General features: G+C 47.5%; 17 protein-coding genes. 6 read left to right on the forward strand and 11 right to left on the reverse strand.

Annotation, left to right across the window (positions count from 1 at the left end; all coding sequences use genetic code 11):
- The first annotated feature begins 221 nt into the window (after positions 1-221).
- The 3 genes from ACE3K2_RS05660 (at position 222) to ACE3K2_RS05670 (ending at position 4,368) form a co-directional block, all read left to right on the forward strand.
- Positions 222-656: a MarR family winged helix-turn-helix transcriptional regulator gene (locus tag ACE3K2_RS05660; protein WP_421887775.1), complete on the forward strand. Its 435-nt coding sequence runs from the start codon at positions 222-224 to the stop codon at positions 654-656.
- Positions 657-758: 102 nt separating this feature from the next.
- A complete protein-coding gene (locus tag ACE3K2_RS05665; RefSeq protein ID WP_421887777.1) occupies positions 759-2,543 on the forward strand; it encodes an ABC transporter ATP-binding protein in 1,785 nt (594 codons plus the stop codon).
- Positions 2,527-4,368 (forward strand): ABC transporter ATP-binding protein, encoded by a 1,842-nt coding sequence (locus ACE3K2_RS05670; RefSeq protein WP_421887780.1) that lies wholly within the window; start codon positions 2,527-2,529, stop codon positions 4,366-4,368. Before ACE3K2_RS05665 ends, ACE3K2_RS05670 begins: the two co-directional genes overlap by 17 nt.
- 319 nt (positions 4,369-4,687) lie before the next feature.
- On the opposite strand, the gene ACE3K2_RS05675 is transcribed toward ACE3K2_RS05670, so the two are convergent.
- Positions 4,688-6,259, reverse strand: a complete 1,572-nt coding sequence (locus tag ACE3K2_RS05675) for an ATP-binding protein (protein WP_421887782.1) — start codon at positions 6,257-6,259, stop codon at positions 4,688-4,690.
- Positions 6,260-6,517: 258 nt separating this feature from the next.
- Between ACE3K2_RS05675 and ACE3K2_RS05680 the strand changes: the two genes are divergently transcribed.
- Complete coding sequence (locus ACE3K2_RS05680) at positions 6,518-6,853, forward strand: hypothetical protein (RefSeq protein WP_421887785.1); 336 nt, start codon at positions 6,518-6,520, stop codon at positions 6,851-6,853.
- Positions 6,854-7,106: 253 nt separating this feature from the next.
- Here the strand turns inward: ACE3K2_RS05680 and mglC are convergent, their stop codons facing one another.
- From mglC to ACE3K2_RS05715, 7 genes are all read right to left on the reverse strand, one after another.
- Positions 7,107-8,126 (reverse strand): galactose/methyl galactoside ABC transporter permease MglC, encoded by a 1,020-nt coding sequence (gene mglC, locus ACE3K2_RS05685; protein ID WP_421887789.1) that lies wholly within the window; start codon positions 8,124-8,126, stop codon positions 7,107-7,109.
- Positions 8,127-8,141: 15 nt separating this feature from the next.
- Positions 8,142-9,647 (reverse strand): sugar ABC transporter ATP-binding protein, encoded by a 1,506-nt coding sequence (locus ACE3K2_RS05690; RefSeq protein ID WP_421887792.1) that lies wholly within the window; start codon positions 9,645-9,647, stop codon positions 8,142-8,144.
- 74 nt (positions 9,648-9,721) lie between these two features.
- Positions 9,722-10,783: a galactose ABC transporter substrate-binding protein gene (locus ACE3K2_RS05695; RefSeq protein ID WP_036672480.1), complete on the reverse strand. Its 1,062-nt coding sequence runs from the start codon at positions 10,781-10,783 to the stop codon at positions 9,722-9,724.
- Positions 10,784-10,945: 162 nt separating this feature from the next.
- Complete coding sequence (locus ACE3K2_RS05700) at positions 10,946-12,124, reverse strand: substrate-binding domain-containing protein (protein WP_421887794.1); 1,179 nt, start codon at positions 12,122-12,124, stop codon at positions 10,946-10,948.
- On the reverse strand, positions 12,102-13,928 hold the full coding sequence (locus ACE3K2_RS05705) for a histidine kinase (RefSeq protein ID WP_421887797.1): 1,827 nt from the start codon (positions 13,926-13,928) through the stop codon (positions 12,102-12,104). Before ACE3K2_RS05705 ends, ACE3K2_RS05700 begins: the two co-directional genes overlap by 23 nt.
- A complete protein-coding gene (locus ACE3K2_RS05710) occupies positions 13,925-15,664 on the reverse strand; it encodes a response regulator (protein ID WP_421887799.1) in 1,740 nt (579 codons plus the stop codon). Before ACE3K2_RS05710 ends, ACE3K2_RS05705 begins: the two co-directional genes overlap by 4 nt.
- Before the next feature lie 347 nt (positions 15,665-16,011).
- Positions 16,012-16,902: a tyrosine-type recombinase/integrase gene (locus tag ACE3K2_RS05715; RefSeq protein WP_421887801.1), complete on the reverse strand. Its 891-nt coding sequence runs from the start codon at positions 16,900-16,902 to the stop codon at positions 16,012-16,014.
- Between the two features lie 168 nt (positions 16,903-17,070).
- Between ACE3K2_RS05715 and ACE3K2_RS05720 the strand changes: the two genes are divergently transcribed.
- Together ACE3K2_RS05720 and ACE3K2_RS05725 are read left to right on the forward strand one after the other, a co-directional pair.
- Positions 17,071-17,271, forward strand: a complete 201-nt coding sequence (locus ACE3K2_RS05720) for a cold-shock protein (RefSeq protein ID WP_017690333.1) — start codon at positions 17,071-17,073, stop codon at positions 17,269-17,271.
- A 97-nt stretch (positions 17,272-17,368) separates the two neighbouring features.
- Positions 17,369-17,641 carry an HU family DNA-binding protein gene (locus ACE3K2_RS05725; protein WP_169480336.1) on the forward strand — a complete coding sequence of 91 codons (273 nt, stop codon included), beginning with the start codon at positions 17,369-17,371 and terminating at the stop codon, positions 17,639-17,641.
- A gap of 334 nt (positions 17,642-17,975) precedes the next feature.
- Here the strand turns inward: ACE3K2_RS05725 and ACE3K2_RS05730 are convergent, their stop codons facing one another.
- The 3 genes from ACE3K2_RS05730 to ACE3K2_RS05740 form a co-directional block, all read right to left on the reverse strand.
- A complete protein-coding gene (locus ACE3K2_RS05730) occupies positions 17,976-18,620 on the reverse strand; it encodes a Vat family streptogramin A O-acetyltransferase (protein WP_421887806.1) in 645 nt (214 codons plus the stop codon).
- 34 nt (positions 18,621-18,654) lie between these two features.
- The gene (locus ACE3K2_RS05735; protein WP_421887809.1) at positions 18,655-20,343 is read right to left on the reverse strand and encodes a methyl-accepting chemotaxis protein; all 1,689 of its coding nucleotides are present in this window, start codon (positions 20,341-20,343) and stop codon (positions 18,655-18,657) included.
- A 284-nt stretch (positions 20,344-20,627) separates the two neighbouring features.
- Positions 20,628-22,610, reverse strand: a complete 1,983-nt coding sequence (locus ACE3K2_RS05740) for a CotH kinase family protein (RefSeq protein ID WP_421887812.1) — start codon at positions 22,608-22,610, stop codon at positions 20,628-20,630.
- Between the last annotated feature and the right edge of the window lie 82 nt (positions 22,611-22,692).

The raw sequence follows: 22,692 nt of genomic DNA on the forward strand, positions 1-22,692 counted from the left end.
TGTTATTAACAATATGTTATTAACATTTAGATAATATCAATTTATCACATCATTTTATCTCAGGTCAATATTTCCATTCCAAAAAAATGATCTGTATTCACTTGACGATATGTCAAATCAAACTTAAGATTTATTTAGTCGACTAACTAAATTTGCGTGTTCAAAAAGTTTGGTTTTCAGTACCGAGAATATGAAATGAAGCTAGAAATGGAGTAGATCATATGAACCCAGTCCAAAACGATCGGTTAATGGGACAGCTATCCGAACTCGTGAAACTGAAACGTTACAAGGTTCATGAGAAACTTGTAAACCACCCCGAGTTATACCCTGGGCAGCCCCCTTTACTGTTCCAGCTTGAACGGGAGGATGGCCAATCCCAGAAAAATCTGGCCGAACAACTTCAGCGCAGTCCTGCAACGGTAACCGTCATGCTCAAGCGCATGGAATCATCCGGTTATGTGAGACGCGAAGCAGACCCGAAGGATCTGCGCAGTCTGCGGGTATACCTGACGGATCAGGGGCGCTCCGCGCTGCAAGAATTGAGAGAAGTGATTCAGGAGTTGGAACAGCAAGCCCAGAAAGATTTTACACCGGAAGAATCCCGGATCATGTCTTTACTTGCACAGCGTATGCTCCAAAACCTGCGTGAAGCTTGAGGTAGTACCTAACCTTGATTGAAGCAGGTAAAGGTATGATGAAATGGATTCCACTTATGCATTGATACCATTTATGCAATTAAAACTGAGGTGATTTCCTAATTGTGGACGTTAAAACGATTCTTGACCCCGTATAAGTCGGCGGCGATCATCGCCCCGCTGCTCATGGTACTTGAGGTAACCATGGACCTGCTCCAGCCCAAACTGATGTCCAGCATCGTGGATGATGGTGTACTTGCAGGGAACCTGCCCCATATCGTGACTACAGGTCTGATCATGCTGCTTGTAGCGTTAATCGGCTGGGTGGGCGGCGCAGGCTGTACACTCTATTCAAGCAAAGCTGCCGTAGGATACGGCACGGATCTGCGTCAGGAACTGTTTGACCATATCCAAACCTTCTCCTTCCGCAATCTGGATACGTTTCAGGACGGATCTCTGATCACTCGTCTGACCAGTGATATTACCCAGATGCAGACCTTTGTACAGATGCTGCTGCGGATGTTTATCCGTTCACCCATGCTGATCATCGGTAGTATCATCATGGCATTTACGATCAGTGTGAAGCTGGCTTTGATTCTTATTGCCACTGTGCCGATACTGTTTATTATTTTATTTATCCTGATCAAAGCTTCCTATCCCCTGTTCGCCAGTGTTCAGAGCAAACTTGATCAGGTCAATGCTGTGCTCCAGGAGAATCTTGCCGGCATCCGCGTGGTCAAGGCGTTTGCACGTGCGCGTCTGGAGAAAAAGCGGTTCAAACAATCCAACGAAGATTATACTTCAACCGCCGTCAAAGCCTGGCGTATTGTCACGCTGAATGCACCCGTGCTCAGCCTGATGCTGAACGCTACCATTGTAGCGGTGCTGTGGTTCGGGGGCTTCCAGGTAGTTGGAGGCGATATTGCTGCCGGAGATCTGATTGCTTTTATCAACTATGTCACGGTGGTACTCTCATCCCTCACGTCGATCGGCATGATGATGATGAGCTTCTCTCGCGCCAAGGTATCTGCTGCCCGGCTCAATGAGGTGTTACATACACAGCCAGATATCCAATCGGGAACCGATAACTCCGGGGAAGTACAGTCACTACCTTCTATCCGTGATCAGAATTCATACCAATCGTCTCCCGTTCTCACACACACAGGCGGTCAAGTGGAGTTTAGAGATGTCTCTTTCCGTTATGACGGAGAACATGCACTTACCGGCATTAATCTGATAGCTCGCCCGGGTGAGAAAGTCGCTCTGATCGGTTCAACAGGTTCAGGCAAAACCTCGCTGGTGCAGCTAATTCCCCGTCTGTATGATGCTTCGCAGGGTGAGGTGCTCGTGAATGGAGTGAACGTTCGCCACTGGGATCTTCAGGATCTTCGCAGCCGTGTGTCCATTGTGCTCCAGGAATCCATTCTGTTCAGCGGCAGCATCCGGGATAACATATGCTTCGGCCGGCCCGGTGCAACGGATGCTGAATTGCGTGCTGCAGCACAAGCTGCGGCAGCGGATGAATTTATTATGAAATTGAAAGGCGGATACGACACGGAACTGGGTCAGCGCGGGGTCAATCTGTCCGGTGGACAGAAACAACGTATATCCATTGCACGCGCCCTGCTCATGCGACCGGAAGTGCTGATTCTGGATGATAGCACCAGTGCGGTGGATCTGCGCACGGAAGCCAGTATTCAGAAGGCTTTGCAATCCTTGATGAAAGACAGCACGACCTTTTTGATTGCACAGCGGATCTCCTCCGTGAAGGATGCAGACTGTATATATGTCATTGATGAAGGACAGATCGTTGCCAGGGGCACACATGATGATCTTATGGCTCATTCATCACACTACCAAGCGATCTATTATTCGCAGCAACGGAAGGAGGATGTTCAATTTGGCTAAACCTGCCTCTTCCTCCCTTCAGCAAACCGTCGTTCCTCCGATTGGAAGACCCGGACCAGCGGGCAGAGGACCTGTTCCCAAAGTCAGAGCGAAAAATGCTCGCCACGCCCTAATCCGGGTATGGTCATACATGGGACGTCATCGCAAAGGCGTTATTGCTGCATTAGTGCTGACCGCTCTCGGAACACTGCTTAATCTGGCAGGGCCTTACCTTCTCGGCCGCGCCGTTAACGAACATATCGTTCCCAAAATAACAGCAGGTTTACTGAAGGAATGTCTTCTCTTGCTGAGTGTTTATGTCCTCGGCTCACTCCTGATGTGGGCGCAATCCTATGTCATGATTGGGGTGTCCCAACTCACCGTTAAAGATCTGCGACATGCGTTGTTCTCCCGACTACAAGAGCTGCCTGTCAGCTTTTTTGATAAAAACCAAAGTGGGGACCTGATGAGCCGGGCCACCAACGATATTGATAACGTATCTACAACGCTGAATCAAAGCGTAACCCAATTGATGTCCAGTGCCATCCTGCTCGTTGGCTCCTTGTCGATCATGTTTGCACTCGATGTTCGGCTTACCCTGCTCAGTCTGATAACGGTACCGTTGATTACCATCGCCACTCGCCTGATCGCCTCAAGAACACGCGAACACTTCACCGCCCAGCAGAAATTACTTGGTGAGCTTAATGGGTACGCTCAGGAAACCATTGCTGGACAGAAAGTCGTCGCGGCTTATAACCGTCAGGATCAGGCACATCAGCATTTCAGGAACCTGAACGAGAAACTGCGCACATCCAGCACACAGGCCCAGACGGTTTCGGGTTTGGTTGGACCTACGATGAACGTGATGAATAACATCGGGTTTGCCATACTGGCTTCTGTAGGTGGATGGATGGCTTATCATGAGTTGACATCCATCGGACTCATTGTCAGCTTTCTCGCATACTCCCGCCAGATTGAGCGGCCGCTGAGCGATCTGGCCAATCAGTACAATCTGATTCAGGCTGCAATCGCAGGTGCTGAACGGGTGTTCCACATTATGGATACGCCTGGCGAATACGTGGAGGAACAGAAAAAACAGCTGGATCAGATTCAAGGCAAAGTTGTATTTGAAGACGTCTCCTTTGGGTATAGTGCGGAGCGAGACATTCTGAAGAAGGTTAGCTTTACCGCCAAACCTGGGGAGATGATTGCACTGGTTGGACCCACCGGCGCAGGCAAAACGACCATTATCAACCTGTTACCCCGTTTCTACGAGATTACAGGCGGACGGATCACCATCGATGGATGTAACATCTCGGAACTGGAGAAAGATCAGCTCCGTAGGCAACTTGGCATTGTACTTCAGGATGCCTACCTGTTCTCGGGTACCATTCGTGACAATCTCGCCTATGGCAAGCCGGACGCAACCGATGAAGAGATCAGGCAAGCGGCTATGCTTGCGAATGCACATTCGTTCATCCGTAAACTGTCGCAGGGTTACGATACGCCCATCATTTCCGGAGGAAGCAATCTGAGTCAGGGACAACGACAACTTCTGACCATTGCCCGGGCAATTCTGGCTGATCCGGCTATTCTTATTCTGGATGAGGCAACGAGCAGCATCGATACGCGTACAGAGATGCAGATCCAGGAAGCGATGCGTACTTTAATGAAAGGCCGTACCAGCTTTGTCATCGCCCACAGACTGAGCACGATTCGTGAAGCCGATCAGATTCTCGTCATTGATGATGGACAGATTGCTGAACGGGGAAGCCATGACGAGTTAATGCAGCAACAAGGATTCTACTATCAGTTACATCAGGGACAGCTCAATAAGTCGAACTAATGATTGTTTACACAGACACTACGATGACAGAATAACCTTCCAATCGCTGTTATCCCCAGATTTTATCGATTCCCTTTTCACAAGGGGAAAATCCGGGGATAAAGGCGAACGCTCCGCTTTTTCAGGTTTTTTCTGTCCTCTCCGTTACGTGTAAATCATTAGTTCAACTCAATATAGTCTGATCTGAACCGATGTGGCTTCTGCACATTCGTTTAATCAAAATACTAAACGCCGCATGGGGTTCATCAGGACCCATGCGGCATTTTTATGATTTTATTTAATGACTATGTTGTTCCTGTCCCTGGGTCTGTAATACACGTTACGTCTCCATTGGCAGATGAAGCGTGAAGGTGGAACCAACCCCCATTTCGCTATGGACGGTAATTTTACCATTGTGATCCTGAACGATTTTCTGGCAGAGTGCAAGTCCCAGTCCCGTACCTTCTTCTTTGGTTGTATAAAAGGGATTAAAGATTGTGGATAGCGAATTTTCCGGAATGCCGCTACCTGTATCTGTAATGGAGATGAGTACGTCGTCTCCTTCCTGCAACAGATCCATATGAACCTCACCAGGGTCTGTCATTGCTTCAAAAGCATTACGAATCAGATTGATCAATACCTGCACAATCTTATCCCGATCCATGTTGATTACAACTGGCTCATTCGACATTTCAAGCGTAATTCGATGCCCTCGGGATGCCGCATCCGACTCGGTCAAAGACATTACCCGCTCAAGGCAGTGGCCCAATTGTTCCGGCTTCATATGATTGGCATGTGGTTTGGAAAACTGTAAAAATTCAGCCGTCAGATCGGTCACTCTTGTCACCTCACCCATTATCACTTCATACCATGGCGCGATATTAAATGCTTGTCCACGTGACAACTGTAGAAATCCCCGAATTGCCGTAAGCGGGTTCCGAATTTCGTGAGCCATACCCGCAGCCAGTTCACCAACGGCCCTTAATCTTTCGGAACGAAAGACTTCTTCTTCATTTTTCAGCCATTTGCTGCGCTGTTGTTGAAGCAGTCTATCCTCGGCTACCGTCATAAAGTGCTGCAACGAATCTGACATTTCCGGGTACAGAGAGATGCTGTAGCTTACCTGGAGTCCTTGAAGCTGAACGGATAGCAATGAAGACATTCGTTCTTCCACATCCTGTATCTCCGGCAAAACAACCGCAAATCGGTCTCCTGCATACCGCGATATGCCATAGGCCTCGGTGAAATGATTGCTGATCATCTCGCCTGTACCTGTGATTACCGTACACCAAGGATCTTCTGAATCCTTTTTAAAACCGCTAAAGTTATTAACGTTCAAAAGGACAAGCATAAAAGACCGATGCTCTTCTACTGTCTTATGCAGCACCTCTATGTAACCTTCGTAATTCAACAGTCCGGTAAGCGGATCATGCAGGGTCAGGAAACGATTTTTTTCCCGAAGTCTGCGCTTCTCGACCTCACTGTTGATTAAGGTATGATACAAAAAAATGATAACAACTGAGGTTAACAGGTCAAATAACGAAACAAGCAAAGTATATGTATCTACAGGTACATACGAAAGCCGAATCACCGTATATTGCAGCATAAGCAGCAACGAAATCGGCAAGGTCTGCGCCAACCGCTGTTTGTCCTGGATCATAGAAATAATGAGCATATAATAGAGCATATTACACCAGTTCAGTTGACTGAAATAATGGAATATCCCGAGAAAAATCCACTGAAACTTCCGCAGCACAGGATATCGTCTCTCCCCCAAAATACTTACTACCAATAACGTCCCCGAAAGCGACATTATTGCCACATGAGGTGTAAGTCTTAGAACATAAGAGGACAGAATGACAAGCAGACAACCTAGCGGGAATATCACCATTTTCATCGTGTAACTTAGCAAACAGCCTCGCCCCCTTTGACAGAAAACTCACATCAAACAACTTATGTACATGTATTATATCGATTATGAGTAGCTGATGTTGTCGATTAGTGGAGGCTCGTCAAATTCGCATGAATGTATAAGTTATGAAGGCAATAGGACATATGATGTAATTGTAATCGACAAAAGTGAAACAATTCCTCAACGATGGTCAATATTATGTTACAATACATTAATGGATTAATTTGGGATAAATTATGGGTATATGGAGGAAGACACATGACAACACAACAAAAACCACTGGGCTTTGGAACGTTATCTCTGCTCGTACTGGCTATGGGATTCGCTTTTAACTTTCCATGGGGCCAAGCAAATTTCATGATCAGTCATTACCTTTTCAACTTAATAAACGTGCCTATTTACAGCAACGGAACTCAAGGACTTCACATTCCTTTTGTAGTAGCAGCCCTCTTCTGGATTCCTACCTTCTGGATAGCCCGAAAAAATCGTTCACATTATGGCACAAGTGTTGCCCGTAATGTGGCCGCATTTATGCTGGTATTTTGTATTATTGGCCCTATAATTACTGTTGTAGATTGGTTTGTAAATGCATAACACCTAAAGCCAGCTCTCTATATCCCGAGGGCTGGCTTCTTTGCTGCTTTTTCCATATAAGATGAAAGGAATTTTTACACCATAACGTAGAGTACAGAACCAATCTGAAGAAGCGAGAGCGTTCGCATTTATCACCGGATTTTCCCCTATTAATATAGGGAATCAAGAAAATCAGGGGATAAGGGCGATCGGAAGATGGTACTGCACTCGGAGTACAACGGTGTAACCTTTTCACGTTCATCCCATATCCTTCTTATTTTTTCGCCATATACTTACGGATATCAAAAGCCACCGCAGCAACAATGATCAATCCTTTGATAATCAACTGCCAGTATGGACTTACACCAATAAACGTCAGACCATAGTTAATGACCCCGAAGATCAGCACACCTGCCATAACTCCAGGTACCGTTCCAATACCTCCCGCCGTTGATACGCCGCCTACCACACATGCGGCAATCGCATCCAGCTCATACATATTACCGTAATTGTTCGTCGCTCCACCTGTTCGTGCTGCCTCAAGCACACCACCCAGACCATACAACGCACCCGCAATGGCATACAGCGCAACCAGGTTGCGGGCTACATGAATCCCGGATACATGTGCTGCCTGAATGTTGCCACCGATCGCGTACATGTTTTTGCCGAGACGTGTTTTGTTAAAGATCACCCAGCAGATGAATGCCACAACAATCGCAATGAGGACAATATACGGGATGGAATAACCCCCGCCCAGATCAATGTATCCAGAACCAATAACGGTAAAATCGGGTCTCAATCCTCCAATCGGCTGCGACTGGTTGGGTTCCGTATCAAAATAAATGGAGTTCAGTCCATACACGGCAACCATTGTGCCCAGCGTTGCGATAAAAGGGGGCACATGTAGTTTGGCGATAATGAGACCATTCACCAAGCCCACGAACAGGCCAACCGTGATTCCAACCAGAATCGGCAATAACACCGGCAATTGTGGCAGATCGGGGAAGAAACGGTTCGCATACTCGTCGATCTGAAGCATCGATGCGGATACGACAGCCGTCAGACCCACAACCCGACCAGCGGAGAGATCGACCCCTCCTGTAACCAGGATGAAGGCTGCACCGAGTGCAATAATGGCCCTTGTGGAGGACTGCTGTAATATATCGCGTAGCGTGGAAAAAGCAAGGAAGTTCGGATCGGCGATAGCAATGCCAATGATGAGCAGAATTAGTACGATAAAGATGGCTCTCTGTGTTACATATTGCTTCACTTGATTGATCATCTGTGGGTTCATCGGTTTCCCTCCTGTCTAAGCCATCCGCTGCTGCGCGGCCAGCCTCATAATATCCTGCTCTGTTGCCTCAGCTCCGTCCACGATTCCGGTGAGACGCCCTTCGCTCATCACCATAATGCGATCTGACATCCCCAGCAGTTCGGGCATCTCCGAGCTTATCATGATAATGCTTTTGCCCTGACGAGCCAGTTCCGTAATAATGGTGTATATTTCGAACTTGGCCCCTACATCGATTCCACGTGTCGGTTCATCCAGCAGCAGAATCTCCGGGTCGGTCAGCAACCAGCGAGCCAGTAGAACTTTCTGTTGATTCCCACCCGAAAGGTTGCGAATCAGCGTGTTAACCGAAGGCGTTTTGGTTCTGAATTTCTGCGTTTGCTCCCGTGCTTCCTCGCGGCCTTTTTTCTCATTCAGCAAACCTATGCGATTTTGGTAACGACCAAGACTTGCGATGATGGTGTTCTCATACACCGACAAGACGGGGAATATCCCCGTAACCCGTCGTTCTTCCGTGAGCAACGCAATGTTATAACGTTTCGCGGCAGCGGGAGAATGAATCTTTACTTTGCGCCCATGAATCGAAATCTGACCTGAAGCAAGACCTCGCAGCCCGAACAAGGACTCCATCAATTCTGTCCGCTGTGCTCCAACCAAACCGCCGATGCCGAGCACCTCACCTTTACGCAGCTCAAAGGATATATCACGAAACGATTTGGATTGGTTTGATGTCAGCCCCTCCGCTTTTAATATCACTTCACCGGGCACGTTCGTCCGTTCCGGGAATCGTTCGTCCATGTCACGCCCCACCATGCGTGTGATGATCAGATCTGTTGTTAAATCCGCAGCATCCCAAGTCCCGACAACGAAGCCATCACGCATGATCGTGACTTCATCCGAGATCGTCAGGATCTCCTCCATCTTGTGGGAAATGTAAATTATGGACACACCGCGACTTCGCAGTTCATTGATAATGGCGAAGAGCTGGTCCACTTCCTTGCCTGTCAGGGAAGAAGTTGGCTCATCCATGACGATGACTTTGGAATTGAATGAGACCGCCTTGGCGATTTCCATCGATTGAATCTTGGAGACAGACAATGTTCCGGCCTGAGCCTTCGGATCAATATCCAGGTCCAGGTCCTTGAACAGAGATAGTGTATCGGTATACATCCGTTTCTCGTCTACCAGTATCCCCCTCATTGGAAAACGACCCAGCCAGATATTCTCCATCACTGGACGATGCGGGACGGGATTCAGCTCCTGATGAATCATGGATATCCCTTGCTGAAGTGCCGCTTTGGAATTTGGAATATCCACTTCCTTTCCTTCGATGCGTATCGTTCCTTCATCCGGGTGATACATCCCGAACAGACATTTCATAAGTGTGGATTTCCCCGCTCCATTCTCTCCCATCAATGCGTGAACCGTCCCCGGCTTCACTTTTAATGTGACCTGACTTAGTGCCTGCACACCCGGAAATGCTTTGGAAACTCCATTCATCTCCAGCAGGTAAGGTGACTCCATCTTGGTTCCTCCCTTCCATATGACCGGCAAAAAAGGGACGCTACCCGAATGTCGGACGTCCCTGTCTCGTGCTGTTATTGGGCGTCGGCAATGTTGTCTTTTGTAATCTTTTTGTATGCAATCCAGACGTATTTACCATCTGTAATATCGTATTTGGTATTTTCCTTCGTTGGTGTCTCACCTTTGGCAAGTACGGAAGCCAGTGCCACCGTGGCTGCACCCTGATTCTTGGCATCATTAAGCACCGTGCCCAGCATCGTGCCATCCTGTAGAGCCTGAATGGCTGGAGCTGTTGCATCCACACCTACAACCGGCATCGATTTGCCATCCTTGAAGTATCCGGCTGCTTTCAATGCCTCTATGGCCCCCAAGGCCATGTCATCATTGTTCGCGAGAACAGCTTCAATCTTATCCCCATGGGAAGCCAGGAACGCCTGCATTTTCTCCTGACCCTTCACGCGGTCCCACATCGCCGTGTCTTCCGCCAGTGCTTCCACTTCGATACCGGCATCCTGGATCGCCTGAACCGAATATTTGGTCCGAAGCTCGGCATCCTGGTGACCCGGTTCCCCTTTCAGCATGACGTATTGAAGTTTGCCGTCCCCGTTTTTGTCTGCTTCCGGATGTGCTTTCCAGTAATCCACAATCAGCTGCCCGGAGATCGTACCGGATTCCTCCGCTTTTGCTCCTACATAGTACACTTTATCCCACTTGTTCATATCTTCAGCCACTGGCTCACGATTAAGAAATACCACTGGAATGTTCGCTGCCTTGGCCTTGTCAATGATGACCCCTGCTGCCGTGCGGTCTACCGGATTCACAGCCATTGCATTATATTTCTTGGAGACAAACAGATCAACTTTCTCATTCTGGGTTGGCTGCGCATTCTGGCTATCCACAATATCCAGAGTCGCTATGCCTTCCGCTGCTGCGGTCATCGCATTACGTACCCCCGTCATGAATGTATCATCGAATTTGTAGATGGCAACACCAATCTTGGGTGTTTCCGTACCGGCTGCTGTCTGGCCTCCTGTATCTGTTCCCGTACTTCCACCTGCACTGTCTCCGCCGCTGCTACATCCTGCCGCCACAACCATACATGCCGTAATCAACAGTGTCATCCATGTTTTCTTCATATCCTAATGACCTCCCCCAAGTTCATTCGGCTTCACCGATGTCTTTATTATGAAAGGGTTTACATTAAATTCGAATACAATATCTTCACCTGTTCTATCGAAATCTTCCTCAAGTTATAAAGTGTCTTCATTTCTTCATTCAGCATTCGTTCCTGTATTCATTCATTGTACAAAAGGAAACAACAGCTTCTGGTTATCCATCCAGAACATATTGTCAGTACTCACCAGCTTCGTCTCAAGGAGAACTCTCGCTTGCACCTGTTGATTGTTCAGCCGCGCAACAGCTTGATTCAATCCCAGATAACCTGCACTGTATCCATTCTGGACGATGAGATGATCCAGGACCCCTTCCTGCAATTGCTCCAGTTGCTGTTGTTCACTGCCGAATCCAACAATCCTTACCTTGTCCGCAGTTTTCCGTCGATTCAATTCATCGGCTGCTCCCAGTGAAGCCGGTTCCTGAAGCGCAATGAAGCCGTGCACGTCCACCTCCTGCTGGTCCAGCAATTGCTTCGCAGTCTGCCAACATCCATCCCGTGTATTACATATCGCTTTGGGTCCCACTTGGATGTCAGGATACTGTACCAGGACTTCCATAACCCCCTGCTCTCTCTGAATCAGACCGGAATTCACGGGGTCTGGCCCCAATAGTGCTACATGTCCTTTCCCTTCCAGAAGCTCCGCCATGGCCTGACCCGCCTGTCTCCCGGCCTCCATGTTATCCATGGAGATGATGCTGGTAATACCTTTCACAGGAAATTCATCGTTAAGCACAATGACAGGAACGATGGTTCCATCGGAATGTGTTGTCTGTGCCTCCTGAATGATATCGCTAAGTGCCTTCTCACTTAGAGGATCAACCAATAGAGCAGATGCTCCCTGCTTCAGAGCCAAGGCGGCGGCTTCCACCTGAGCCTGCTCGCGCACACTGCGAGACATCGTTTGGCTGTTGGGATTTGCCTGTTTGATCTTCTTCTTACTTCCATCAGAGTCTGGAATGGCTGGTGTGTACATATGACCATCTGGAGGGTATGCTTCCACGTTAATCAGTTCCGCCCCACTCTCTTTGGCAGCCGCTTCGGCACCAAGCCGGATGGCTTCCGCAAGTTCGCCAGTTCCAGCTGGTGTAATCAGCGCAACACGTGGTGGTAATACCGTTGCATCTGGACTCGATAGGCCACAGGCACTGCTTATAAGCAGACAGAAGATTGCAACTGCCAGAGTTAATAACCCACGTTTCCGAACTCCCGGGAAACTCGCACCATTCTTTTTCCAAAATATACGGATATTCAAACCTTTAACTCTATGGGCATCGTTTCTATTCATCTTGTTGTCCATCATCAGGCTCGCCCTCCTTCTGCTGCGATTGAATGGGGATCCGAATCCAGACCGTGGTGCCTTCTTCCAGCTCACTTGCAAATTCAAGACCGTAGCCCTCCCCATAATAGAGCCGGATTCGGTCATGTACATTACGTACCGCTACGCCTGAGCCTGCACCGCTTTTGACCACAGGACGGCCACTTAATAATCCCGACATCTGTTCTTTCGTCATGCCGACCCCATTATCTGTAATGCGAAATACCAGCTTGTTGTCCTCACGATAGACATCAACCTCAATACTTCCTTCGTCCATGTGGTACTCGATGCCATGAACAATGGCGTTCTCAATCAGGGGTTGAAGCACCAGCTTTAATGTCAGGCATTCCAGGAGCGTCTCATCTGCATGGATGATAAAGTTGAATTTGCGCTTGAACCTCATCTGCTGGATCGTCAAATAATGCTGCGCATGCTCCAGCTCTTCCCTGATCGTGATAATCGTTTTCCCTTGACTAAGACTGATGCGGAACAAGCGCGAAAGAGACGTGATCATCGTGATCACTTCCTCATTACGGCTCATGCCTACCATGCGCACCACGGAATTCAGTGTATTGTACAAAAAATGCGGATTAATCTGGGCCTGCAAGGCTTCCAGCTCCAGACGCCGCTTCTGTTCCTGTTCGTGGATGATCTCATCCATCAGAGTTCGGATTTTATTGACCATCAGGTTGAAGCGACGGGATAAACGTTCCACTTCAAGCGGCCCAGTCGTAGGCAACTCCACGTTGAAATCCCCACGCTCTACGGCCTTCATCTTGCGTTCCATTCGCCGGATCGGACGAGTCAGACTGGAGGAAAGAAACAACGATACGAGAATGACCAGCACCAGTACAACGACCAATACACGAATGAGATATCCATTGACTTCCTGGCGCGTTGTCATAATCTCATCCAAATAGGCAACACCGACAATTTTCCACCCGATATTGGCAACGGACTTCACGGTATTCAGCCTTTTCTGTCCATCAGCTTCATCTTCGTAACTGCCGGATGCCACCAAAGCCTGTTCGATATTTTCACTTTTGAGTCCCATATACATCAATTGCTGCTGCGGATGGTACACGATATTGCCCGCACTCTCATCGATGATATACACGTATCCTCGTTGTCCCAGACTGACCCGACGGCTCAGTTCATCCATCTGTTTGAAATTGATATCAACCAGCAGGATAACCTGCCGATCCTGACCATTTTGCCGTATCGTTATGCCCTTGCTCATGGAAACGACCCATTTATATGGGCCTGTGTACATGTTCTGAATATGAGGTAACGAGAAACTCAGGTGATCCGGCACACGAAGCGCAGACTGAAACCACCCTTGCTGTGTCACATGGGCACTCGGTTTTAATTCGGCTGTAGGTCGGTTCTTGAGCAATTTCCCCGTGGAATCGAGCAGAGTAATCGAGATAATATCTTCACGACTGCTTAGCAGTGTGTCGAGCTGTTTGTCCACCAGTTCCCCTTCCCATGTTCCGTCACGCAGCATGTGTTCCTCAATGGCACGGTACAGATGAGACATGCTGCGAACGTAATCCTCCAGGTTATAACTGACCTGATCTACAATCTGTCTCGTCGTCAGTTCCGCACTTCGCTCGGCAGCCTGCGTGAACTTGTCATGCAGAAGCATCGCCATGATGGTCAGCACCAGAACGATGAAAACAGAGAAGGACCACGTAATAATAAACCGGATACTGCTGACTCTGGACGAACGCAGCCGGGAGCGTAATTGCAGTCCCATGGACTTCACCCATCCGGACAAGAACTTCATCGGATTGAACCTTCAATTACTGCCTGGGAAGCCTGTTTACGATATTCTTTGGGCGAGACGCCAATATGTTTTTTGAAACAAAAACTGAAGTAATTCGGTTCAGCAAAGCCAACCTGCTCCGCAATCTCAAAGGACTTCAGCTCTGTCGAGCGAAGCAGTTCACGGGCTGCCTCCATTCGGATCTGCATCAGGTACTGAAGGAAGGTAAGTTGTACTTCTTTTTTGAAAATGCCGCAAAAATAACCGGAGCTGATATGCAGATGTCCGCATACCTTCTGAATGGACAGGTCCGGGTCGGCATAATGCTCTTTGGTGAAGACTAACGCCTGTTCGACAATATCCTTGTATACATGCTGGCGGCCGCTGGCAATGCGATGTTGTACGAGTAGACAGACCTCCCGTACCTTCTTCTGTGCTTCAGTGAGACCCGGCAGTCGGAACAAATCCGCATACAACTGGAACCCTGCACCAAAGATGTCTTCCATTTCTTCCCCTGATGCCTGTGCTGCCTTCCATACGGTTGTTAACACTTCAATCAGATAGAGCTGAATATCACTTCGCCCGTGTTCCACTGTAATTTCCCGGAAAATGATCGCAAGTGCTTCCTCCAGCTCCGCTTGTGTACCCGCCTTCAGACAACGTGTCAGCGTCTGCTGCTTCAACTCGTCGAATCGCAGCTTGCCCGCCGTCTGTCGCTCCACATCCGCGATGTATATGATTGAATCCGTCCCAGGCACAAGCCGATAATCCAATGCCCGCAGGGCATCTTCATAGGCCTGATTCACATCCGCAAGGGTATCGACAATCTGACCAGATCCCACCGTTGCCGGGATACGCAAATAGTGGTTGATGCTGCGCATCACATTTTCCAATGCCTTCTGTTGCCGCTTCGCTCCATCTATACCGCCCGATCGATCCACATAGAGCAGCACAATTGTCTCCTGATGCATAAAAGCATGACCAGCCCCATGCTCCGACCAGACTTCTGCCGCAATGTTAAGTGCAGCAAAGCGTTTCAGTTCAGCATCCTCCGATTGACGCAAGGAACCTCCGGGAACAAATATCTCAGACTCAGACTGGACTGCTTCCCCAGATGTTGCTTGGTTATGTCGCTGTGGAGGCTCATTGAATGTTCCCTCAGATTTCTCCTTCTGCGCATCTCCTTCCATATGCAGTGTCAATACGGACACCCCATAGCGTTCTCCTGTCAGATCCAATCCGCATTGTTTGGCTTTACTATGAATATATGTCGCAGATTTCTGCCGATGGAGCAGGGTCGCCATCAGATCTGCCTGCAGTAATGGCAAGCTGGTATGATAGTGCTCACGCAGTTGTTGTACATCTTCACGCTCAGCCACTTCAGCCGCCATCTGGGCGCGCAGTCTTGTGAGCAGTTCAGTGAGATGTCCTGCCGAGAACGGCTTCAACAGATATTCATCCACACTTAACGAGATAGCTTGCCTCGCATAATCAAATTCATCATATCCAGTCAAAATAACCACCTTCACAAGTGGATTTCGCTTCCTCAATCTTTGCGCGAGTTCCAAACCATTCATGAAGGGCATGCTGATATCGGTCACCACAATATCCGGCTCTACCCGCTCCGCCATCTCCAATGCTTCCCGCCCATTCTCAGCCAAACCAACAATCCGCAGATCGAGCGCTTCCCAATCGACCTCCACAACAAGTCCTTCACGCACATCTTCTTCATCATCCACCAGCAGTACCCGGTACACGTTTGGATTCCTCCCTTTATGACGGGCCTTATGCCCTAGCAAATAATATATATGTAGCATTGTGAATCATTTGATTTTGATCGCTCACCAAATGTATGCCTAATACAAACGGCTCATGTTGTCCAGTTCCAAGGTTGCCATCATAATATACAATATTATCAGGGATATGTAATCGCTTTCTTTAATAGGGGGAAGGCAACCCTGTCGGGCAGTGCCTAAGTGAAATGTGAAGGGGAGTATATGAATGATAAGGATAGGTTAAAGTAATACAAACACGGAAATTTCGAAGTACTTCTAATAAGTGGTATTTTGATTCTAACTATAATTTTAATCCTTCATTTTTGTTTTCAACGATGATTCGTACTTAATGTTTTCACATAAATCATTGTTGTATCTGGATTGGTGTGTCCCATCATCTCCGCCAAACGGTGAAGTGGCGTATGCTCTGCCATGGCGTATCCAAAACGATGACGCAGGTCGTGTGAACTCAGACCTTCCAGCCCTGCTGCAATCATTACTTTTTTAATCAGATGGCGCAGTGCTCTTTCCGTTAAACGATCGTTTGTCTTCTCCGAAGGAAAAAGGTATACACTATCGGTAGCAAGATTAGATAAGTACTGATTCAATATTACAATACACTGCATGTTCAAAGGGATCTTACGCTGCACGTTGCGTTTATCGGCTCTCACTGTCAGGTGACCACTTCGTCTACCAAGTTCGATATCATGAGGCGTGAGATTGCATACCTCCATCGTTCGCAAGCCTGTGTGAAACATAAGGGTCAGGATGGTCTGATCACGAAGGGAGTTACCATACTCCACTGCCGCGAGGAATGCCTGCTCTTCTTCGGATGTCATTCGGCGTGGACTGACTTTGTCTTCCGGAATGAATTTTAATGCTTTGGAAGGGTCATGACTGAGCCTCGATTCCAAGACAGCCCATTTGAAAAAACGCTTCAGCGTAATCAGCCTCCGGTTAATGGTGGCTGGCTTCAATAACATAATTTTGTGTGAATCTTCGCGATAATGGACTAAAGTGGATGTTTCTACGTCTTCAATGCGCATTGTAAACTCTTCGCTGAGCATGGTGCTTTCCTTGTACCATTCGATGAAGTGTTTCAGATCACTTGCATATTCCTTCACGGTTTTGGGTTGCAATTCATCCTCATTGGCAAGCATATGAATGAATTCTTCTATCGTCGGTTCCCGCTGCACCGATATGCCTGATGACTGATTCATTAGAAAATACCTCCAAATCTTGACTTATATTAGCGGACATGGTATTATCATATTAATCGATACATTAGCGGACATCAAGTTCGTGGTTTAAATGCACCAGGTGAGTGTCAATTTTAAATTATACTCGTCATAATGATCGGCTAAAAACTTATTTTTTGGAGGAATCACATGCAAACAGGTACAGTGAAATGGTTCAACGCGGATAAAGGATTCGGCTTTATCGAAACTGAAGAAGGAACAGACGTATTCGTTCATTTCAGTGCAATTCAAGGTGAAGGTTACAAATCATTGGACGAAGGACAACGCGTTCAATTTGAAGTAACTCAAGGTAACCGTGGACCACAAGCTGAGAACGTTACTAAACTTTAATTATATGAAAGCTGCCTTTTGCAAGGCAGCTTTTTATTTATACTGATTTTGTACAAAAACAACTTCACATTCCAAGAATGAAAGCGAGGTATTCCCCATGGATAAAGAACAATTAATCACAGAAGTAGCTAAGGCTGGCGGTTTCTCCAAGAAGAATGCTGAAAAAGCTGTAACTGTTGTACTGGACTCGATTCTCGAAGCTCTCAAAGAAGGTAAAGAAGTTCAACTGGTTGGATTCGGGAAATTTGAAGTACAGAAACGTGAGGCAAGAACGGGAAGAAGTCGGAGAACAGGCAAAGAAATTCAATTACCTGCCGGTAAAGTTCCTGTATTCACAGCAGGCTTAAGCATGAAAGAAGCTTTAAATTAAACCACGTAACAAACGTAACAACCCATTGAAAAGAGGTTTTTATTCAAACACACAATGATAATATGGATTTAAATGTCGTGTTTACTACCGTTGATGATATCATTAACTTTTATTCAGGCAAACAGACAAACACGGATCATGCAGAAGCTCATACTCATTTAAAGCCCCCATCAGTACAGTCTGATTGCACCCTACGACCACCCACCCGCTAAACTAACATTTCATCTTGGACAACAAGAGGCCCTGATCCGCTCAAAACGGTCCAGGGCCTGATTTGCGTGGAAAATAGCTCCGTCCGTAAACAGCCATTTTCATGTCTTCTTTTACATCTATCCTACTTCCTGTTCAGAAGTTCGCGTAGTGTCTGTGAATCATAGGTAGAGACAAGACGTTCCAGATGTGTATCGAGCCACTCCTCATCCTGATCCCACCACTTCAATTCCAGCAGCAGCGCAATCGTTTCTTCATCAAAGCGTTTTTTGACAATCTTGGCTGGATTACCACCAACAATGGTATAGGGTTCAACATCCTTCACAACCGTTGAATTAGATGCAACAATAGCGCCATCTCCAATCGTAACACCAGGCATAATTGTCACATGTTGCCCAAGCCAGACATCGTTGCCCAGTACCGTATCACCCTTATATGGTAGTTGCTCCAATGTAGGTGTCACCCGCTCCCATCCGCCACCAAAAATGTTGAACGGATACGTCGTCATGCCCTCCATCCGGTGATTGGCGCCATTCATAATGAATGTCACACCTTCCGCAATTGCACAGAAATTACCGATGACCAGGCGATCACCAATAAAGTCATAATGATGTTGTATCCGGTCATAGAATTGCTCTGGCGGATTCGTGTTATCGCTATAGTACGTATAATTTCCAATGTCCACGTTGGAACGCGGTGGCAGGTTTTGAATGTAACACACCGTTCGGATATTCTCATTTGGGAAAAGTTTTGTTTTATCAGGGGCCATAGACAGTCCCTCCTTTTCCCTATTGTAACAGATATTATATCTTAAACGGACGAAGTGAAGTCTGGAGTTCTGTCGACACATCAGACAAAATAGCCGCAGACGCCTTGATCTGCTCTACCGACTTGAGCTGTTCATGCACAGATCCGGCAGCCTGCTGTGAATTGGTACTGGCCGTCTGCGCATGGCGAGCAATCTCATGTACGGAAGCCACAATCTGCTCCACGCCTGCGGACATCTCTTCACTCGTCGCAGCCATGTCCTCAATCTCTGTAGCCATACGCAAGTTCGTATCCCGGATCAGGCTGAAATTTTGCTCCGTTTCCCGGGTCAAGCGCAGTCCTTCTTGCACTTCCTCCTTCACTCTCGACATGGCCGATAGCGATTGCTGCATATCTTGTTCCATGGCTTTGACCAGTTCTTCAATACGATCTGAAGAGTCTCCAGCTTGTTCAGCCAGTTTACGAACCTCAGTAGATACCACGGCAAATCCTCTGCCATGTTCCCCGGCTCTTGCCGCTTCAATGGATGCATTAAGGGCGAGTAGATTCGTTTGATTCGCAATCTCATGAATGGTGGAAACCATCTGGCTAATCTGTGCCGACTTCCCTTCCAGCATGCGAATGACTTCATCGGTTCTGGTAACGGAGGATTCAATCGTAGACATCTGCTGAACGGTAAGTTGCACCGCTTCACCTCCCGTTTCTGCCTGGTTGCGTGAATACAACGCAGAGTCCGAGATGCTGGAGGCCTTGTCCGCCATACGTTGTACGCCTATAGCCACTTCTTCCATGGCCTGCAGATTTTCTTCCGTACTGATCGTCTGGCTCTTGGCACCCTGTGCCACTTGTTCAACAGAGGATGCAATCTGCGCCGATTCTTTGGCTGTTTGATCCGCAATCTTCAGGAGCAGCCCGGTCGAATGTCCCGCCTTCTCCGCAGCCTGAAGTCCCCCCTGAATGATGACCTGCAGATTACTTCTCATCTCATTGTATCCGGTGCCCAACATGCCAATTTCGTCTTGGACATGGTCCACAACCGGCTGTGTAAAATCGCCTGTACCCGCACGCTTAATCGCCACGGATACCCGTTCAATCCGTACTCTCACCCTGCGAACATACCACAGGATCAAGATGATTGCGACCAACATTGCAAGCAGGAATACGATCAGGAATGTCTTAAGGAACGAGGAGATAATCACATCGATTAATGATTGAGAAGCACCAACATAGAAAATTCCGATAATCTCTCCGGATGCGTTCTTGATTGGTTCATAGGCCGTTTGATATTTCTGACCCACAACCACAGCTTCACCGAAGTATTTTTCCCCTTGCTGCAAAACGGTCTGGGCAACCTCAGCCGATACCTTCGTGCCCACAGCGCGCTCCCCGTCCACCATAACATTCGTAGCAACACGTTCGTCACCTCGGAAGATCGTTACCGTGTCCCCGGATGCTTCTCCAATCTCATCTACAAGTTCAAAGTTACCTTCCAGCGCGGTATCCCCTTTGAATAATTGTCCATCCTTAATGACCCAATCTCCTGGATACTTATATGTAATGATATGATTCGCCATCTCCAAATCTCGCTTCGCCTTCTCTGTTGCGAATGTCGTAATCCCCTGTCTCATCTCCATGATTACACTTACCGCCACGGCTGAGGAGAAGACGATAAATATACTGATAACGATCAAACTGATTTTGGTACCGATGCTCATGCTTCGCATGTGTGTGAGCCACCCTTTTCCCTATATAATTGTGGGGATATTCAAGCCGATTTCAATTCCGTTTCGAACATCACTATAGTCTTATCGGTAGGATAGATCACAATATTTATAATATTTCAGTGACATTTATCACAGTTTTCACAATTAAAAATCAAAGTTTTTCCGCTTTCTCCGTAATTATGTGAGAATAATCTGCAAAAGCAGCACAAAAAGGGATTCGATCTGACCATCGAATCCCTTTTCTCGTTCTCCGTACAACAAAGCTGCTCTTCAGGAGATATTTCTTATTTGGATGTAAGGCTTACTTGTGCAGCGGTTTGATCCCAATCCACGGTCAGTCCCAGTCCTTCGGAGATGAAGCGAACCGGCACGAGTGTGCGACTGTTTTGAATAATCGCTGGTGCATCAATTTCGAATGTCTCCCCATTTACGGTTGCCGTGCTGCTTCCGATCTTGAGCACAAGAGTCTGGTCATTCAGAACGGTTGTTACTGTTTTTGCCGTTTTGTCCCAAGTCACTTCTGCACCAAGTGCTTCGAGAATTGCATTCACAGGTACCATCACTCTGCCACTTTGCTGCAGCGGATCCTGATCCGGGAAGGTGATTGATTTACCATCAAGTTTTACGGTAATGGTTTTGTCGGTTGTACCGGATGAAGTACTCGAGCCTGTATCTTCTGAAGTCTCAGGCAACGGCGTTACTTCACGCCCAAGTTGCTCTTGCAGATTCGCAAGACGGTTCAGGGCAAATGTCGTCAGTGATCCGGCTGCCATGGAGCCCATACCTCCGCCTCCTCCGCCAAAGTTACCGCCAGGACGTATCTGCATATTGCCTGTGCTATCTGTTGTTCCTGTTCCCGTTGTGCCATCCGGAGGTGTTGCTCCATCTGGAGGTGTCATTCCTTCAAAACCTTCAGGCGGCGTCATGCCTTCCATGCCCTCCGGTGGTGTCATTTCCTCAAATCCTTCTGGTGGTGTGCCGCCCATGCCACCTGCTGCATCTGCATTTGCAGAATAAGCAATGTTGGATTCAAACTGTTCTGTTGTATAGAATTTCGTTGGATCTGCTTCTACATAAGGACGAATCTCATCGGCAAGGCCGGTAATACGATCCTGAATGCCTTCCATATAGTCCGTCAGTTCATTGACGTAACTCATATATTTTTCCTTATACTCCGGCACAGCAAGCAGGTTATTAATCATCGGTACATTTTCCATGCTAATGCCCAGTACGGGCTCGTCCACAGATACGTTTGTTGCATTGGTGTTGGTCGTGGTTGATCCGGTTGTTGTGCCACGTCCGCCTCCACCCGAGTACCCGTTGAAGGACATGTTAAAGTCCCAAGGAACAACGGTGAACTTGCCATCGGCATCACTGTAGAGCATGTAGTTGTGTCCTTTGTCGCCGTTATAACTGTCATAGTTGCCAAAAACCATGTTGCCCGCAATATATTGAAGTGCCGAATCCACGTCCAGCACACTTTCAATATCGCCTTTTTCACCTTCTGGCATCTCGTTCAGGGTTTGGATAAACGTTTTTAGTTTGGCTTTGTCCTTATCCGTACCCAAGTCTTTGGTGATTGTGCTGTAGTCACTGCCCTCTTCATATTGCAGATAACTCTTCTCATCCGTATCATAGAGGACACCTTCTTCGTAATCCTCACCGTAGTTACGCTCCAGATAGCTGTCATCCACCGCTTCAACGCCAGTATAGAAACCAACCAGCTCGCCGTTAACATATAGATTAACATAGTTCGTCATCGGTACATCCATGCCAATGCTGCGCAGTGCTTCATAATGAAGAACTTCACGCATGTATGATGGATCGGCATAGTTGTTGTTCAAGACCATTTTATCCAGTCCAAGCAGGGTTTGTGTTTTATCGTATTTATCAAACTTCAGTCTGAAGCTGTACCGGTCTGAATCTTCCATTGAGGATACGGCTTTCAGGGTCAGATTGCCCTTGGTGGAGAAACCGACGTTGTCCAGCTTGTTGCCATCCACTTCCACACTAACATTCTTATAATCCTTATCCAGCGGACTTTCGAGCATACTCTTCCAGTCTGCATCATCAATCGTTACATTCACGTCAATGACGTTATCCGTCTGGAACAACGATTCATAAGCTTGCGTCACGCCTGCACTCGTAGTTGTCGCTGTACTTTCTGCAGCATATGCCGCATTCGGACTTGGAATCAGGCCAAAAGATGACGTTACCATGGTCACGGACAATGCCGTCACTGCAGCTTTTCGTAATAAAATATTCAAATGATAAATCCTCCTTCTTGGTTTCTGTTAAGCAACTGAGGCTTATGTAACCATGGTAGAGGACGAACCTTTAGTGAATCTT

The organism is Paenibacillus sp., assembly GCF_048976745.1.
Taxonomy (GTDB): domain Bacteria; phylum Bacillota; class Bacilli; order Paenibacillales; family Paenibacillaceae; genus Paenibacillus.